Source organism: Paenarthrobacter sp. 10L412 (assembly GCF_056395565.1).
In genome coordinates this window covers 97,454-114,231 of sequence record NZ_JBFTJT010000012.1, presented here as the reverse complement: position 1 = coordinate 114,231, position 16,778 = coordinate 97,454, and the positions used below count along the sequence as shown (strand labels likewise).

Below are 16,778 nucleotides of genomic sequence, written 5' to 3'. Positions count from 1 at the left end.
CCCGGCAGTGGAAGCTGTTCGGGAGTGGAACCTATGCCGCAGTGGAAACTATTCGGGAGGAGCACCGAGTTCCAGCGCGTTGATCTCCGCCCTCGCCATGCGGACCGTTTCACGGTCTGTGACGGTATAGGCAGTGGGGTCGGCAGCGTCGTGTGCGCCAAGGGATATGGTTCGTTGACCCAGCGTAGAGACAGTTCTCTTGGCGGACAGATGAACGGCCGAGAGGCCGGCCGCGTGCATCGCCGGGATGTCACCAAGCTTCAGTCCGCCGCCGGCCATGATTTCCAGGGCTCCCCCGGCCCGCTCCACCATCTCGGAAAGGTTGGCAAGGCCTGCACCTGCTGTGGCCTCGTGGCCGGACGTGAGTACCCGGGTGAAGCCGAGTTCCAACAACTGATCAAGGGTGGCCAACGGGTCCCGTGATTGGTCGATCGCTCGATGGAAGGTCAACTGCGCTTCAGGGTTGCCCTGCCGGGCAGAATCCACCAGGCGTTGGACCGCGTGAACATCGATGTCGCCCTCTGCGGTCAGGGCGCCCACGACTATGCCGTGGGCGCCCTGAGCCAGCAGGTGACGTACCTCGTGCACCATGGTGTCCACATCCGAGGCGGAGTAGTGGAAATCGCCGGGACGGCATCTCACCAAGGGATGGATCTCAAGGCGCCCGGCAACGTGTTCAATGCTGGCTTCCATGAGTCCCTGGCTGGGTGTGATGCCGCCAAGTTCCAGGCTGCTGCAGAGCTCAATCCGATCGGCACCTTCGGATGCGGCCGTACCGGCGCCCGCCGCGCTCACCACGGCGATTTCAAGTTTCATGGTGAAACTCTACGCGCGGTAACGCTCCAGCTTTTCCTTCTGGTCCGGAGTGAGCCTGAGGACTCTGCCGGTAGCTTCCGCCACGAAGGCCAGGTGTGTAACGGCCTTGACGCAGTTTTCCCGTGTGACGGGGTCCTTGATGACGTAGTGCAAATCAAAGCTGGCCCCCTTGACGACGCCAACCCAAATCTCCACCACCGCGGGGATGTTGCGGTATTCCAAAGTCCGCACGTACCGGACTTTGTGCTCCACAACCAGCGTCATGGTGCCCTCTTCAACATCATTGAAGAGGGCAGCCGGTGGTTCTACCCCTGGAAGGCCAGCACCTCGTGGTGGTCCGAAAGCCGCGATTCGGGCTTCTTCCAGCATCCGAACGATCTGCACATTGTTGATATGCCCGTACGCATCCATGTCACCCCAGCGCATAGGTACGAGTACCTCAATGCGCTGGGGTGCCACGGAATGCTGGGCTTGCACCCCGGTACTCAGGGAATCCGCGCTCAGCTGTGCACCGCCGTCGAATCATCCACGGCGGTCTCTTCCTCACCGGCAAACTGTGACATGTAGAGGCGGTAGTAGGCGCCTTGGAGCACCAGCAACTGGTTGTGGTTGCCCTGCTCCACGATCTGCCCGTTCTCCATCACCAGGATGGTATCGGCGTCGCGGATAGTGGACAGACGGTGGGCGATGACGAAACTCGTCCGGTCCGTGCGGAGGGCGGCCATGGCCTTCTGCAGCAGCAGCTCAGTACGGGTATCCACCGAGCTCGTAGCTTCATCAAGGATCAACAGCGAAGGATCGGAGACGAATGCACGTGCGATGGTGATGAGCTGCTTCTCACCTGCGCTGACGTTATTGCCTTCTTCGTCGATGATCGTCTGGTAACCGTCCGGCAATGCCCGGACGAAGCGGTCCACGTAAGTGGCCTTGGCCGCTTCCATGATTTGTGCCTCGGTGGCGTCCAGGTTGCCGTACTTGATGTTGTCGTAGATGGTCCCGCCGAAGAGCCAGGCATCCTGCAGCACCATGCCCACCTTGGACCGCAGCTCGGAGCGGCTGAGATCCTTGATGTCCACGCCGTCCAACGTGATGCGTCCGGCATTGAGCTCGTAGAAGCGCATTACCAGGTTCACCAAGGTGGTCTTTCCGGCCCCGGTGGGTCCGACGATCGCCACGGTGTGGCCAGGCTCCGCGCTGAAGGACAGGTCCTCGATGAGGGGCTTGTCCTCCACGTAGCTGAAGGAGACATGCTCGAACTCCACGTGGCCGTCGGTCTTGGCCGGCAGGTGGCGGGTGCCGGTCTCTTCAACCTCTTCATCGGCGTCGAGGAATTCAAAAACGCGTTCGGCCGAGGCCACACCGGACTGCAGCATGTTGGCCATGCCAGCGATCTGGCCCAGCGGCTGGGTGAATTCCCGCGAGTACTGGATGAAGGCTGTGGCATCGCCAAGGCTCATCGAACCTGAGGCAACCCGCAGGCCGCCAACTACCGCAATGCCGACGTAGGACAGGTAGGACACGAAGTTCATGGCCGGGAAAATTACGCCGGAAACAAACTGGGCGCCGAACGAGGCCTTGTACAGGGCCTCATTGCGTTCATCGAAGCGCACCAGCATGTCAGCATCCCGGCCAAACACCTTGACCAGGTCATGCCCGGAGAATGATTCCTCGATCTGGCCATTGAGCGAGCCGGTGTTCTTCCACTGTGCAGCGAAGAGCTTCTGGCTCCTGGCACCAATGACGCCGGCCATGACACCGGAGAGAGGCAGCGCAATCAGTGCGATCAGTGCCAGCTCCCACGACACGATGAACATCATCACGGTGATGCCCAAGACGGTAAGCACCGAGCTGACCAGTTGCGCGAACGCCTGCTGCAATCCCTGCTGGACGTTGTCGACGTCGTTCGTCACGCGGGAGAGGATGTCGCCGCGCTGGCGGGTGTCGAAGTAGTTCAGCGGGAGCCTGTTGAGCTTTTCCTGGACGTCATTACGGAGCTTCTTGATGACGCGCATGACGATCCTGTTGAGCAGCCAGCCCTGGGCCCACAGGAAGATGTTGGCCACAAAGTACATCAAGAGCACGATCGAAATGAGGAACGTCAGCTTGGGGAAATCGATCCCGTTGGTGAGTTGCATCTTGGAGACCATGTCCGCAAAGTTCTCTTGGCCTTGCTGACGCATGAGCTCGACGAACTGTTCCTGGGAGACGCCGGGCGGCAGCTGCTTGCCCATGACGCCGCCGAAGATCACGTCCATCGCACTGCCCAGAATCTTGGGCGCAATCACGTTCAGGACCACCGAGACCACCACAAGGCCGATCACGATGTAGACGCCAACACTCTCAGGCTTCAACAAGCCCATGAGTCGCTTGGCTGATGGCCAGAACTCCTTGGCTTTCTTGGCGGGCACATCGCCGAACATACCGCCATCGGCTTCCGACGGGACGTACTCCTCCTCTACGAAGTCGTCGTCATCAAGTGCCTCGGTTGCCACGTCTGCCTCGTCTGGAGCCTGGGCATTCTTCGCGGCCTCTGCCTTGGCAGCCCAGCCACGCTTCTTCTGCTGGTTCTGCTCGCTCATGCGACTTCCTCTACACTCAGCTGGGATTCAACGATTTCCTGGTACGTGGGCGAGGTTTCCAGCAGTTCGTCGTGCGTTCCGCGGTCCACGATCCGGCCGTTATCCAGAACGAGGATCTCGTCCGCATCGGCAATGGTCGAGACGCGTTGGGCAACGATGATGACCGTGGCGTCACGTGTCTTGGCCTTCAAGGCCTTCCGGAGCCTAGCATCGGTGGCAACGTCCAAAGCGGAGAAGGAATCGTCAAACAAGTAGACATTCGGCTTGGTCACCAGGGCCCTGGCAATGGAAAGGCGCTGGCGCTGGCCACCGGAGACGTTGGTGCCGCCCTGGGCGATCCGCCGGTTCAGGCCGGAGGACTTTTCCTCAACGAAGCCCTTGGCCTGCGCAGTTTCCAGCGCCTCCCACAGTTCCTCGTCCGTAGCCTCGGGCTTGCCGAAGCGCAGGTTGTGCTCGATGGTCCCGGAGAAAAGATACGGCTTCTGCGGCACAGCCGAGACGCGGCTGGTGATCTCCGACGCATCCAGTTCGGTGACAGGGACGCCGTCGAGCAGGACATCACCTGAGGCGACATCGTAAAGCCGCGGCAGCAGAGAGACCAGGGTGGTCTTGCCTGCGCCCGTGGAACCGATGATCGCCAGGGTCTTGCCCGGCTCAGCGGTGAAGGAAATGTTGCTCAGCACCGGTGCCTCGGCTCCGGGGTACTTGAAGGTGACATCGCGGAACTCCACGTGGCCCTTCTTTTCAGCCGGAACCACGGGGGATGTCGGGTTGTGGATTGAAGGCTCCACGTCCAGCACCTCGCCGATTCGGTCTGCACAGACGGAAGCACGGGGAATCATCATGGCCATGAAGGTTCCCATCATGACTGCCATCAGGATTTGCAGAAGGTACTGCAGGAAAGCCGTAAGCGAGCCCACCTGCATGTCACCGGAGTCCACACGCTGACCGCCGAACCACAGCACCGCCGCAGTGGACAGGTGCAGGATCATGCCGATGGCCGGGAACATCAGGACAAAGAGATTGCCGATCTTCACGGAGACGGCGGTGAGGTCCTGGTTGGCGTCACCGAAACGCTTGGCTTCATAAGGTTCGCGCACGAAGGCGCGGACAACCCGGATACCAATGATTTGCTCGCGCAGCACACCGTTGATGGCATCGATCTTGGTTTGCATAGAACGGAACAACGGCATCAACCGAACCACGAGGTAGCCCACGACTGCCACCAGGAGGGGCACGGAAACCCAGACCAACCAGGACAGGCTGAGGTCCTCGCGGAGGGCCATGATGATGCCACCCACGCACATGATGGGTGTGGAGACCATGAAGTTCAGGCCCATCAGCACCAGCATCTGGACCTGCTGGACATCATTGGTGCCGCGGGTGATCAATGTAGGAGCACCAAAACGGTTCACGTCCTGGGCGGAAAAACTGCTCACTTGGCGGTAGACGCTGCGCCGGAGGTCCCGGCCGATCGCCATCGCTGTCCGCGCACCGAAGTAGACGGCCGCGACGGCGGTGAGCACCTGAGCCAGTGCGACGGCTAGCATCAGCGCGCCGGTCCGCCAAATGAAGTCGGTGTCGCCGCGGGAGACTCCCTCGTCAATGATTTTGGCGTTGAGGCTTGGGAGGTAGAGCGTGGCAATGGTGGACGCCAACTGGAATATGAGGACGGCCACTATCTGCGGCAAATACGGCTTGGAGTAGCGCCGTATAAGGGTGACAAGCATGCCCACAGGTCCTTAGAAAGAGTGCGTGAATGAAGTAAGAGAAGTGTTGCAGCAGGGGCTGACAGTATTAGCCTCCCTACTCTACGAAATCCGTTGCCTCGGCGAAACAACCTAGGGAAAAGATCATCCCAGCGGAGTATTTCCCGTGTCGGATGTGCTCCCGCTGGCGCAGGCACCACAGCCGCGGCAGGCCGGACCAACCGCAGCAGGCCGGACCAACCGCAGCAGGCAACAAAAACGCCGGCTGGTCACCCAGCCGGCGCTTTCGCTCCCGCACTTGTTCGTCCCGCCCTCGTTCGCCACGCCCCGCGTAGTACGTCAGGAATTTCGAACGAGGGCAGGATCTGTGATGGTTAGCCCGCGTGCTTGCCGTGGTCCGAACGTGCTTCTATGCCTTGGAGGAGCATCAACGCCATGCGTTCCTGCTGCTTGCGTTCACGCTTGAGCTCCTTGCGGAGGGCGGCGAGCTTTTCCGCGGTATGGGCCTGCTGCTCCGCGACCGTCTGCTGCTCCCGCAAACGTGCCTGCAGCTCAACGTTGGCCCGGCTCAGCTGCAATTGCTGTTCGGCCAGGACGTACTGGGTGCGGGACACTTGTTCCTGCAATTCCTTGACGTCGGCAGTTGCCGGGGGACGTTCCTGGGTCAGGATCCGCGCGAATTCGAGGTCAAGATCGGATCCGGAGTCCGTGGCCTGCCCTTGGTGCTCCCCCACCGGAACCTGACGGCCGCCCCCTGAAACGGCGGGCTCGGCACCCAAGCGGCGTGCGCCGTCGTCGGACTTCCCAACCTGAGCGGCGCGGGCGTCAGCGGTATCCAGGGAAGTGGTATCCAGAGACATGGCAGCATCTCCGGACGCCGTCGCCACGAGTTCCTTCTCCGGTGCCGCGTCGACAGTGCGCCGCAGCGGGCGTTCCTTGATGAACAGCACGGCCAGGAGTGCCACTACGCTGATGATCGCGGAGATCAGGAAGATCTGTGCGGTGGCGTCCCCGTAAGCGGCGCGCATGATCTCAGCGATGGGCGCGGGCATATCGGCCAGGTCCATGCTGGCACCGGACCCGCCACCTTGAACCGGAATGCCGGCGGCGGCCATCCCTTGAACGGCCAGGTCCTTCACGTGGTTGGACATGATGGCACCAAGTACGGATACGCCGATTGCACCACCAACGGAGCGGAAGAAGGCCACTGAGGCACTGGCCGTTCCAATGTCCTTGGCCTGGACCGTGTTCTGCACGGCGAGCACCAGGTTCTGCATGAGCATGCCCAAGCCGAGGCCGAACACACCGGTGTAGATGGCAACGATCCACAGTTCAGTGGTGTGGTCCATGGTGCCGGCGAAGGCGAGGCCGCCGATCAGGAGCACGGAGCCTGCGATCAGGAACCGCTTCCATTTGCCAAAGCGGCTGATCAGGACGCCCGATGCCACAGAACCAATGAGGTTGCCGGCGATCATTGGCAGCGTCAGCAGGCCAGCCTCAGTGGGTGTGGCTCCACGGGCAACCTGGAAGTACTGGCCGAGGAACGTAGAGGATCCGAACATGGCGATACCGACCGCGATCGACGCGATGATGGCAAGAGCTGTGGTGCGCTCGGAGATGATCTTGAGCGGAATGATCGGCTGGGCAACCTTGGTTTCCACCAGCACCAGCAACGCCAGCAGCACTACGCCGCCGCCCACCATGAGGGCTGACTGCCAGGAGAACCAGTCGTAGTAGTCCGGGTTGCCGGCGAAGGAAACCCAGATCAGGAGCAGGCTTACGCCGGAGGTCAGCAGGATGGAGCCGAGCCAGTCGATCTTGGCAGGACGCTTGATGTGCTGGATCTTCAGGGTCACCTGAAGCAAAATGAGCGCAATCACAGCCAGTGGCACGCAGACGAAGAAGGTCCAGCGCCAGCCGAGCGGGCTGTCCACAATGAAACCACCCAGCAGCGGGCCGCCGGCAGTGCCCACCGCCATCACGGCACCCATGTAGCCGGAGTACTTACCACGATCCCGCGGCGGGATCATGGAACCGATGATTGCCTGGGCCAGGGCGGTGAGGCCACCCATGGCGATGCCTTGAATGACACGCGCAGTAAGCAGCAGCGGAATCGTCTCGGACAAGCCGGCCATGACGGAGCCCGCCACGAAAATAATGATGCTCAGCTGAACCAGGAGCTTCTTGTCGAAGAGGTCAGCGAGCTTTCCCCAGATGGGTGTAGTGGCTGCGTTCGCCAGCAAAGCGGCGGTGATGACCCAGGCGAAGTCAGTTTGCGTGCCCTTGAGTTCGGACATGATGGTTGGCAGCGCATTGGCGACGATTGTGCTGCTGAGGATCGCGGTGAAGAAGGCAGCGAGAAGACCTGTGAGGGCTTCCATGATTTGCCGGTGGGTCATGGGTGCTGCGGTATTCCCCAGGGCGGCATTCTGAATTGGTGTGGCCATGCGTGGCTCCTAAGCTGTGTGAGTCGTCGTAGTGGAGCCGGCCGCCGTTGCCCGGATTGAGTCCTTGAGGGACGTGGTGAGTTTGTTGATGACCTGGGAGGCCTCGAGGGCGTCAGCCTCGCTCCAATCCGCCAGGTAATCCCGCAGCCTCACGCTGCGTTGTTCTTCGAAGTCGCGCAGCTTCGCCGCACCATCCTCCGTCAGGGCAAGGAGCTGGGCCCTGCCGTCCGCCGGATCAGGCCGCCTGGCGACGAAGCCAAGTTCCTCCAGTTCGGCCACATGCCTGCTCAGGACCGGCGCGCTGACGCCCAGGCGGGCAGCCAGTGCTGTTGCCCGGGTCTCCCCCTCGCCGATAAAGCGCATGACGCCTTGGACCGCCATCCCGACGTCGGGAACGCGGGCCATGTGGGCGGTTACCACGCAGCGCAGAGTGCGCTGGAGGTCGAATATTTGATGCACAAGATCGGTTGCTGTGGCAGAACCGACGGACATGGAAAACACCCCTTTTTTGTTTGCCTAGAGCAACTATAACTCATATTGATTGCTTTGGGAAACTAAAGAAACGACTGGACCCTTAAAAGCATCAAGCCCCGCACGGATAGCGTGCGGGGCTTGATCTTGGGTACCTAGTGGTCCAGGTGGGTGGGGCCGAACATCTTCAGCAGCGTCTCAACCACGACGACGTTGGGGCCGTCAGCTTCGAAGGACTCCTTGAGAGCGTCCCCCACTTCCTCCGGTGGCACCCGGCGGGCCGGAACACCGAAGGACTCGGCCAGCTTGACGAAATCCGGTCGTGCAAGCTCGGTGGCCGTGGCCTTGCCGAAAGCGCCCACCATGTATTCGCGGAGGATGCCGTAGCCGCCGTCGTCCACGATCAGCCAGGTGACCGGGATGTTGTGCTGCTTCGCCGTGGCAAGTTCGGAGATGGAGTACATGGAGGAACCGTCACCGGATACGGCAAGCACTCGACTCGGTTTGCCGGTGGTTTCCAATCCCACGGCGCCGCCAATGGCTGCCGGGAAACCGTAGCCGAGGCCACCAGCACCCTGCGCGGAATGGAACTGGCCCTCGCGAGCATCCCAGCAGCTCCAGCCCCAGTACGCGGAGATGGTCATGTCCCAGAACGTCTGCATATCAGCCGGGACAGCCTCGCGGATGTCGGCCATGAACTTCAGTTCCTTGGCCAGGTCCTGTGATTCCAGGCGGGCCTTCACCTTGGCCAGGGTTCCCTTCACCAGGTCCTCAGGTGCGGTGCCATGCCAGGAACGTGTCACCGTGTCAGCGGCACCGGCTGCTGCGAGAGCTTCGTCAAGGGCTGCGAGTGCCTGGCCTGCGTCGGCACGGATGCCCAAACCTGGCCGGTTGGATTCCAGGACGCGGGGTTCGGCGTCGATCTGGATGATGCGGCCGCGGGGTTCGAACGTGAAGTAATTGGAGGTCACTTCACCCAGGGATGAACCGATGACGATGAGGACGTCGGCATCTTCCAGGACATCGGTCATGTACCGGTCCTCGATCCACGACTGCAAGGACAACTCATGCTTCCACGGGAACGCACCGTTGCCGCCAGGAGTGCAAATGACGGGAGCGCGCAGCTGCTCGGCAATGGAGAGCAGCGACTTCTCAGCCCGGCCACGGCGCGTACCGCCGCCTGCGATGATGGCCGGACGTTCCGCCGTCGAAAGCCACTTCACGGCCTCGCGGATCAGCTCGACGCGCGGCGGGTTATCTGCTGCCTCAGCGAGCGCGTCCTCCACCGGCGGGACCATGATCGGATCCAGCAGGACGTTCTGTGGAATCTCGATCCACACCGGACCCTGCGGCGAGGAAATCGCCTCGGTCCAGGCGTCCTGGATGGCGGACGGGATGCCCGAGGCATGCTGGATCAGGCGCTGGCTCTTGGTGACGTTCGCGGCCGAAGCCTTCTGGTCGTCCAACTGGTGCAGCATGCCCTTGCGGCGAGCGCCCAGGCCCTCGAGCGGAATCTGGCTGGCAATAACCACCATGGGAACACCGGTGGCGTAAGCCTCCTGCAAACCAGCAAGGGAGGTCAACGCACCCGGACCGGTGGACAGAAACAGTACGCCCACCTCGCCGGTGGCGCGGGAGTAGCCATCAGCCGCAAACGCCGAATTGTTCTCCACACGCGAAGACACGAAGTGCAGGTTGCCGCGGCCCATGGCGTCAAAGAGACCCAAAGCGTGCTGTCCCGGGATACCGAAGACCGTCTTCGCACCCAGCGCTTCCAGGGTCTCGACGACGAGGTCCCCACCATTGCGCTGATCAGTACCGCGGGTTGGCGCCGCGGTGCCTGGATCGAAATCGATCATCGCGTCTCTCCCGCGGTGCCGGTTGCCTGGGCGAGTTCTGCGATGCGTGCACCCAAGGCCTGCTGGGCATAGCCGTTCGGTGCGCCGTGACGGTCACCTTCAACGGCGTTGTCTGCCATGAGGGTTACCAGTTCATAAGCAACGTGACTGCCGGCCACGCCCGTGATTTCCGCGTGGTCATAAGCCGGGGCAACTTCCACAATGTCCGCACCAACGAGGTTCATGCCACGGAAACCACGGATGATCTCAAGCAGTTCGCGGCTGGTGATGCCGCCTGCTTCGGGTGTACCGGTGCCGGGCGCGTGTGCCGGATCCAGGACGTCGATGTCCACGGAGATGTACAGCGGACGATTTCCGATGCGGTCGCGGATCTTGGCCACCGTCTCCAGGACGCCCTGGTAGTAGACGTCAGCGGAGGTGACGATTCCGAAGCCAAAGCGGTGGTCGTCGTCGAGGTCTTTCTTGCCATACAGCGGACCGCGGGTACCCACGTGGCTGATGGCCTCCGTGTCCAGGATGCCTTCTTCCACTGCACGGCGGAACGGCGTACCGTGCGTGTATTCCGCACCGAAGTAGGTGTCCCAGGTGTCCAGGTGTGCGTCGAAGTGGAGCATGGCCACCGGCTCACCGGCGCGCTCCGCTGCTGCCCTCAGGAGGGGAAGGGCGATAGTGTGGTCGCCACCCAGGGTGACCAGCTTGCTGCCGTTGGCCGTGAGGTCCAGCGCGTTCTGCTGGATGGTCTCGATGGCTTCGTTGATGTTGAACGGGTTCACCGCCATGTCGCCGGCGTCCGCAACCTGGATGTTCTCGAAGGGGCTGACGTCCCAGGCAGGGTTGTACGGGCGCAGCAGGCGGCTGGCCTCACGCACATGGTTCGCGCCGAAGCGGGCGCCGGGCCGGTAGGAAACACCGGAGTCAAAGGGCACGCCAACAACGGTGACGTCAGCCTTGGATACCTGGTCCAGGCGGGGCAGGCGGGCGTAGGTGGCAGCACCGGCGTAGCGCGGGATGCGGGACGAATCGATGGGACCAAGGTTCCCGTTGGCCTCAATACGGAGCTCTTCCAAAATGCGCCACTCCTTAGTGGATAGGTCGAGATGAATCAGTAACTGTGACACCCATCATACACCCAAAGTTTCCTAATAAGCATCACCTGTTTACAAGTTCTCCTTGGGAGCGAGCCCGCATGAGATGCCGGTCACATCAGGCGTAAAGATTCCATAAAAACGGGGGTCGGGCCGCAGAAGGCGGCCATACGCTCCTTGCGTGAGCAGCACCCTGCTGCCCGAAAGGACAACGTGACCACCCTGACGAGGCCGCCGGCCGACCCTGCCGACCGGCACAAAAAGGCATTCCACCTCAAATCGTGGCTGCTGGAAGGAATGCCGGATACCTCGGGCAAGCGGCAGGGTCCCCACGGACAGCCTGCGGAGGCCCACAAACCGCAGGCTTGGTGGAAGGTCATGTGCCTGACGGGCCTGGACTACTTCTCAACCCTGGGTTACCAGCCTGCGATCGCGGCCCTTGCGGCAGGATTGCTGTCGCCGTTGGCCACGCTGCTCCTGGTCTTCGTCACCTTGGCTGGCGCACTGCCTGTATACCGTCGCGTTGCCAGGGAAAGTCCTCGGGGCGAGGGTTCCATTGCCATGCTCGAGCGCCTGCTTCCTCGATGGGGAGGCAAGTTGTTCGTCCTGGCACTCCTCGGCTTTGCGGCCACGGATTTCATGATCACCATCACCCTCTCCGCCGCCGACGCCACGGCCCACCTCATTGAGAACCCCTTTGCTCCGCACTTCCTGGAAGGCCAGCAGGTTGTCATCACCCTGGCCCTGATTGCAGGACTAGGCATCGTCTTTCTGCGCGGATTCAAGGAAGCCATCAACGTGGCCGTCGTCCTGGTCGCCGCTTTTCTGGCTCTGAACCTTGTGGTGGTCATCGTCTCCATCAGCCATGTCTTCACGGAGTCCCGGGTCATCTCTGACTGGTGGACTGCGCTTAACACATCCCACGGCGATCCCATCCTGATGATTGCCCTTGCGCTGCTGGTGTTCCCACGGTTGGCCCTTGGCCTCTCGGGGTTCGAGACCGGCGTCGCAGTCATGCCACAGATCAAGGGACATCCGTCCGACACTGAAGCGAAGCCAGCCGGCCGGATCAAAGGTGCCCACAAGCTCCTGACCACCGCCGCCATCATCATGAGCTCGTTCCTCATCACGTCCAGCTTCACCACCGTCATGCTGATCCCGGCCGCAGAATTCGAACCCGGCGGCAAGGCTGATGGGCGTGCCTTGGCTTTCCTCGCCCACAAGTTCCTGGGCGACGGATTCGGCACGGTGTACGACGTCAGTACCATCGCTATCCTGTGGTTCGCCGGAGCTTCGGCCATGGCCGGCCTCCTGAACCTGGTCCCCAGGTACCTGCCGCGCTACGGCATGGCACCAGCTTGGGTCCGCGCTCTGCGTCCCCTCGTCCTGGTCTTCACGGTCATCGCCTTCATCGTGACGATTATTTTCCAAGCCGACGTCAACGCGCAGGGAGGCGCCTATGCCACGGGTGTACTCGTCTTGATCACCTCCGCCTCCATCGCCGTGACACTGTCGGCCCGGCGCAAGAAGCAGCGGGCACAGTTCATCGGCTTCGGAGTGGTCTCCCTGGTCTTCATCTACACCACCGTGGTCAACTCGATCGAGCGTCCGGACGGCTTGAAGATCGCCGCACTGTTCATTCTGGGCATCATGGTGGTGAGCTTCATCTCCCGGATCCGGCGTGCCTTCGAGCTACGTGCCACGCACATCAAGATGGACCAGACTGCACTCGAATTCACTGCGAACAACGTCGACGGACCGGTCCGGATCATCGCGCATGAACCAAAACACCTCAGCGCCGGGCGGTACCGGGAGAAGCTCCAACACGCGCAACAGGCCAACCACCTGCCGTTGGATTGCGATGCGGTGTTCATCGAGATCATCGTGGACGACAGCTCAGACTTCGAGCAGGAGCTCCAGGTCGTGGGAAAGAAGCGGCATGGCTTCAAGATCCTGGAAGTCCACAGCAACAACGTGCCCAACACCCTTGCCGCCGTCTTGCTTCACATCCGCGACGTTACGGGTTTCATGCCGCACATCTACTTCCGCTGGACCGAGGGCAATCCGATCTCCAACCTCAGCAAGTTCCTGTTCTTCGGCGAGGGCGAGATCGCGCCGGTGACCCGCGAGGTACTGCGTGAGGCTGAGCCGGACATCACCCGGCGGCCCTGGGTCCACGTGGGCTGACCTCGCGGCGTAGCTTCCTGACCTTCTTTGACGCTCCTCCCCGGTTGGTCCCTCGCCCAGCCGCGCTCCTCCCCGGTTGATGCCTCGCACGCCGCAGGCAAACCCTGAATTTCCGGGCCCCTCGCTTGGGCGATTGTTCGAAATCCGGGGGCAACCGGGGAGGAGCGCGGCGGCTCGGAGCACAAACTGGGAGAGGGCGTCGACCCGGCGTTGCCCACATACGGCAAGTTAGTCATTTCACGCGGCATGGGAAGCGTATGGACTGGCCTGATGGATGCCTTCCAGTACCTCCAAAAACTCGGCGGAGTTGCCCGAACCAGGCAATTGCTGGCCGCAGGCTACTCGCGCGCGGACCTCGCACGCCTGTCAAGCCAAGGGGCACGACAGCCTCGGCGCGGCGTCTTCATGCTTGGGGAACACAAACCAGAGTTGGCAGCGGCCCTACGCCACAACGCCCACGTCTCCTGTGCCAGCGCCGCCCCGCATTATGGGCTGTGGCTGCGCAAAACACCCGACCTCCATCACTTGGCCTGCAACCACGGGCATGGTCTTGGCTTCGTCAGACACAGAACCAACAGGTTCGATCCCCATCCCACACTCCCCATCGCCGCCGTCGAGGACGTCGTGCTGCACGCGATGGCGTGCCTGAAACCACCCGCATCGACGGCAATCGCAACATCGGCGATTCGCTTGCACGGTGTGCCACTCGAACTACTGAAGGAACAGTCACGGGGAGACCGATCACGGCCTGTTCTCGACGCGCTCAATGAGCTGGACCTGAGTGCGGAGTCCATTGTGGAGATCGATGCGCAGCACTTGTTCCGCGCTCACGGCATCGCCTTCAACTCCCAAGTAGCGATCCCTGGAATCGGACGCGTCGACTTTCTCATTGAGGACTTCCTCATCGTGGAAGTGGACGGTTTCGCGTATCACTCAAGCAGGAAATCCCTACGGAATGACCTTGCGAGGAATAATGCCTCCACGGTCAACGGATTCTTGGTGCTGAGGTATCCGCCGGAGGTCATTTGGTTTGAACCGGAGCGCATGCTTGCAGAAATTCGGGCAGTCCTCAGCCTCCCACGCGACGCTCCTCCCCGGTTGGTGGCGCAGTGAAGCCGGCCAGGCCGCGGGATTCCACGGCCCACTCACCAAATCCGGACGGCAAACGTCGGGCAACTGGGACGGACCGCGGCGCAGCGGGAAGGGCCTAGCGGCTCGCTGCGGGCACCAAAATCCAGAGGACCTCGACGGTTTCGTCCGTGGGATTGACCCAGGTATGGGGTTCACGGCCCGGGAAGGAGAGGGTGTCCCCTTCTTCGAGGTCATACTCTTCGTTGGTCAGGATAAGTTTGATGCGTCCTTTGACTACGTGAAGGACGTCAACGTCGCAGTCCACGGCGTAGAGCTCGTTCTCCCCACGGCCCCGCGGTTCGATAGTGGCCTGAAGGATCTGCAGGCGCCGCTCCGAGCGGGCCGTCAACAAGCGCTCCACAATGCCCTCGCCACCCAGGGAAATCCGAGGACCGTCGTCGCGCCTGGTCAGGTGCGTTTCCGGAGCGGCAAACAAGTCCCCTACCGACACGGACAAGACCTGGCAAAGGGTTACCAGGGAAGCGACCGACGGCGAGGTCAGGTCCCTCTCGACGCGGCTGAGGAAGCCCTTGGTCAGTCCCGTGGCGTCCGCCACTTGCTCGATGGTGAGGCGCTGCGCCTGGCGGGCTGCGCGGATTCTGGAACCAATGGCAACGGGAACGTTGCTTGGTTCAACGGGGAGAGCCTTCATTCACGAACCTTTCAGGCCTGTCATTGGGCCCTGTCATTGCAGCAATAGTAGCGGGATCACGGGCTGTGGGAGCCACAAACAGCCCAACGATGACCAAAGCCCCTTGACTGTTACCCCGATCACAACATATCCTCATAGGCAACAAGTGTTGTCTGTGAGGCACACAACACGAACCCAATCTCCAATCATCAGCACGGAGACTTCGGCGCTGCGCAGGAGTATCGTCGAAAACCCCAACCTCCGTGCACCAGCTCCAAGGAGCCACTCATGGACTCATCGTTCATAAACATCGCCATTGTGGTGGTGTACCTGCTTGCCATGCTCGCATTCGGTTGGTGGGGCAAGTCCCGCACCAAGAACAACAGCGACTTCCTGGTGGCTGGCCGCCGCCTGGGACCCTTCCTTTACACAGGCACCATGGCCGCAGTTGTCCTCGGTGGGGCATCCACCGTCGGCGGCGTCGGCTTGGGCTACAAGTTCGGCATCTCGGGGATGTGGCTGGTGGTCGCAATCGGCTCCGGCGTCCTCCTCCTGAGCTTGCTCTTCGCCGGCACCATCCAGCGCCTGAAGATCTACACGGTCTCCCAAATGCTGAGCCTCCGCTACGGCAGCAAGGCTACGCAGACCTCCGGCATCGTGATGCTGGCTTACACGCTCATGCTCTGTGCCACATCCACCGGCGCATACGCCACCATCTTTGTCGTCCTCTTCGACTGGGAACGCTGGATGGCGATCGCCGTCGGCGGTGCAATTGTGCTTGTTTACTCGACCATCGGTGGCATGTGGTCCATCACGTTGGCCGACCAGGTCCAGTTCATCATCAAGACCGTAGGCATCTTCTTCCTGATGCTCCCGTTCGTCATGAATGCGGCCGGAGGACTGGATGGCATCCGTGAGCGCGTCGATGCGAGCTTCTTCCAGATTGACGGAATCGGTCTCCAGACGATCATCACGTACTTCGTTGTTTACACCCTTGGACTCCTGATCGGCCAGGACATCTGGCAGCGCGTTTTCACCGCCAAGACTCCCAAGGTTGCACGCTGGGGTGGAGCGACCGCCGGCGTCTACTGCATCCTCTACGGTGTAGCCGGTGCCTTGATCGGCCTGGCCGCCCGGGTGGCGCTCCCCAACATCGATGTCGCCAACCTCGGCAAGGACGTGGTGTACGCCGAAGTGGCAACGCACATCCTGCCCATCGGCATCGGCGGCCTGGTCATGGCCGCAGCTGTTGCAGCCATGATGTCCACTGCTTCAGGTGCCCTGATTGCCGCCGCCACCGTGGCTCGCGCAGATGTTGTTCCGTTCGTTGCCAGCTGGTTCGGCAAGACCATCAACACTGACGACACCGAAAACCCCGAGCACGACGTCAAGGCCAACCGTTACTGGGTTCTTGGCCTGGGCATCGTTGCGGTGCTGATCTCCATGGCCGCGCAGGACGTGGTTGTTGCCCTCACCATTGCCTACGACATCCTGGTAGGCGGCCTCCTCGTCGCTATCCTCGGCGGCCTCGTCTGGAAGCGCGGAACCGGTATCGCTGCTGCCTGGTCCATGGCAGTGGGCTCGGTATTGACTCTGGCCTTGCTGATCCTGTTCGCAACTGGAGTCATTCCGAGCGTCGATGGCGTTTACGCCAACGAACCCATCTACTACGGCCTGGCGGCCTCGTTCGTGGCATACGTCGTGATTTCCCTCCTCACGCCTCCCACGGATCCCGAAGTTCGGGCCGCTTGGGACAAGCGCGTGGCCGGTGCGGTCTCTGACGAATTGCCCCTGGAGGCCCACCCTGTCAGCAGCCACCACGCCAGCTAGCTGAGCAGACCCAGCCCCAAGTAATGTTCGACG

At 61.8% G+C, this 16,778-nt stretch carries 12 protein-coding genes; 3 read left to right on the top strand and 9 right to left on the bottom strand.

The genetic code is table 11. The features are described from left to right. Positions 1-48 precede the first annotated feature (48 nt). The 8 genes from AC1DD7_RS17615 to speB all read right to left on the bottom strand — a co-directional run bounded on the left by AC1DD7_RS17615 (position 49) and on the right by speB (position 10,948). Entirely contained in the window at positions 49-816 is a 768-nt protein-coding gene (locus AC1DD7_RS17615) for a copper homeostasis protein CutC (RefSeq protein WP_477515998.1), read from the bottom strand. Between the two features lie 9 nt (positions 817-825). Next, positions 826-1,242 carry an acyl-CoA thioesterase gene (locus AC1DD7_RS17610; protein WP_477516032.1) on the bottom strand — a complete coding sequence of 139 codons (417 nt, stop codon included), beginning with the start codon at positions 1,240-1,242 and terminating at the stop codon, positions 826-828. A 74-nt stretch (positions 1,243-1,316) separates the two neighbouring features. Next, complete coding sequence (locus AC1DD7_RS17605; protein WP_477515997.1) at positions 1,317-3,395, bottom strand: ABC transporter ATP-binding protein; 2,079 nt, start codon at positions 3,393-3,395, stop codon at positions 1,317-1,319. Then, positions 3,392-5,125 carry an ABC transporter ATP-binding protein gene (locus tag AC1DD7_RS17600; RefSeq protein ID WP_477515996.1) on the bottom strand — a complete coding sequence of 578 codons (1,734 nt, stop codon included), beginning with the start codon at positions 5,123-5,125 and terminating at the stop codon, positions 3,392-3,394. Before AC1DD7_RS17600 ends, AC1DD7_RS17605 begins: the two co-directional genes overlap by 4 nt. A 353-nt stretch (positions 5,126-5,478) precedes the next feature. Beyond that, complete coding sequence (locus tag AC1DD7_RS17595; RefSeq protein WP_442005848.1) at positions 5,479-7,551, bottom strand: MFS transporter; 2,073 nt, start codon at positions 7,549-7,551, stop codon at positions 5,479-5,481. Between the two features lie 9 nt (positions 7,552-7,560). Continuing rightward, positions 7,561-8,043 (bottom strand): MarR family winged helix-turn-helix transcriptional regulator, encoded by a 483-nt coding sequence (locus tag AC1DD7_RS17590; RefSeq protein ID WP_442005847.1) that lies wholly within the window; start codon positions 8,041-8,043, stop codon positions 7,561-7,563. Between the two features lie 134 nt (positions 8,044-8,177). Further along, entirely contained in the window at positions 8,178-9,881 is a 1,704-nt protein-coding gene (locus AC1DD7_RS17585; protein WP_477515995.1) for a thiamine pyrophosphate-binding protein, read from the bottom strand. Continuing rightward, on the bottom strand, positions 9,878-10,948 hold the full coding sequence (speB, locus tag AC1DD7_RS17580) for an agmatinase (protein WP_416416767.1): 1,071 nt from the start codon (positions 10,946-10,948) through the stop codon (positions 9,878-9,880). The genes AC1DD7_RS17585 and speB overlap by 4 nt, the downstream gene beginning before the upstream one ends. 231 nt (positions 10,949-11,179) lie before the next feature. On the opposite strand from speB, the gene AC1DD7_RS17575 reads away from it, so the two are divergent. Continuing rightward, positions 11,180-13,153, top strand: a complete 1,974-nt coding sequence (locus AC1DD7_RS17575; RefSeq protein WP_477515994.1) for an APC family permease — start codon at positions 11,180-11,182, stop codon at positions 13,151-13,153. Positions 13,154-13,423: 270 nt separating this feature from the next. Next, the gene (locus AC1DD7_RS17570; RefSeq protein WP_477515993.1) at positions 13,424-14,266 is read left to right on the top strand and encodes a DUF559 domain-containing protein; all 843 of its coding nucleotides are present in this window, start codon (positions 13,424-13,426) and stop codon (positions 14,264-14,266) included. A gap of 94 nt (positions 14,267-14,360) precedes the next feature. Here AC1DD7_RS17570 and AC1DD7_RS17565 read toward each other — a convergent pair whose 3' ends face one another. Next, on the bottom strand, positions 14,361-14,936 hold the full coding sequence (locus AC1DD7_RS17565; RefSeq protein WP_477515992.1) for a helix-turn-helix domain-containing protein: 576 nt from the start codon (positions 14,934-14,936) through the stop codon (positions 14,361-14,363). Between the two features lie 267 nt (positions 14,937-15,203). Here AC1DD7_RS17565 and AC1DD7_RS17560 point away from each other — a divergent pair, with 267 nt between their 5' ends. Further along, positions 15,204-16,745, top strand: coding sequence for a sodium:solute symporter family protein (locus AC1DD7_RS17560; protein WP_477515991.1), 1,542 nt, complete (start codon positions 15,204-15,206; stop codon positions 16,743-16,745). Positions 16,746-16,778: the final 33 nt, after the last annotated feature.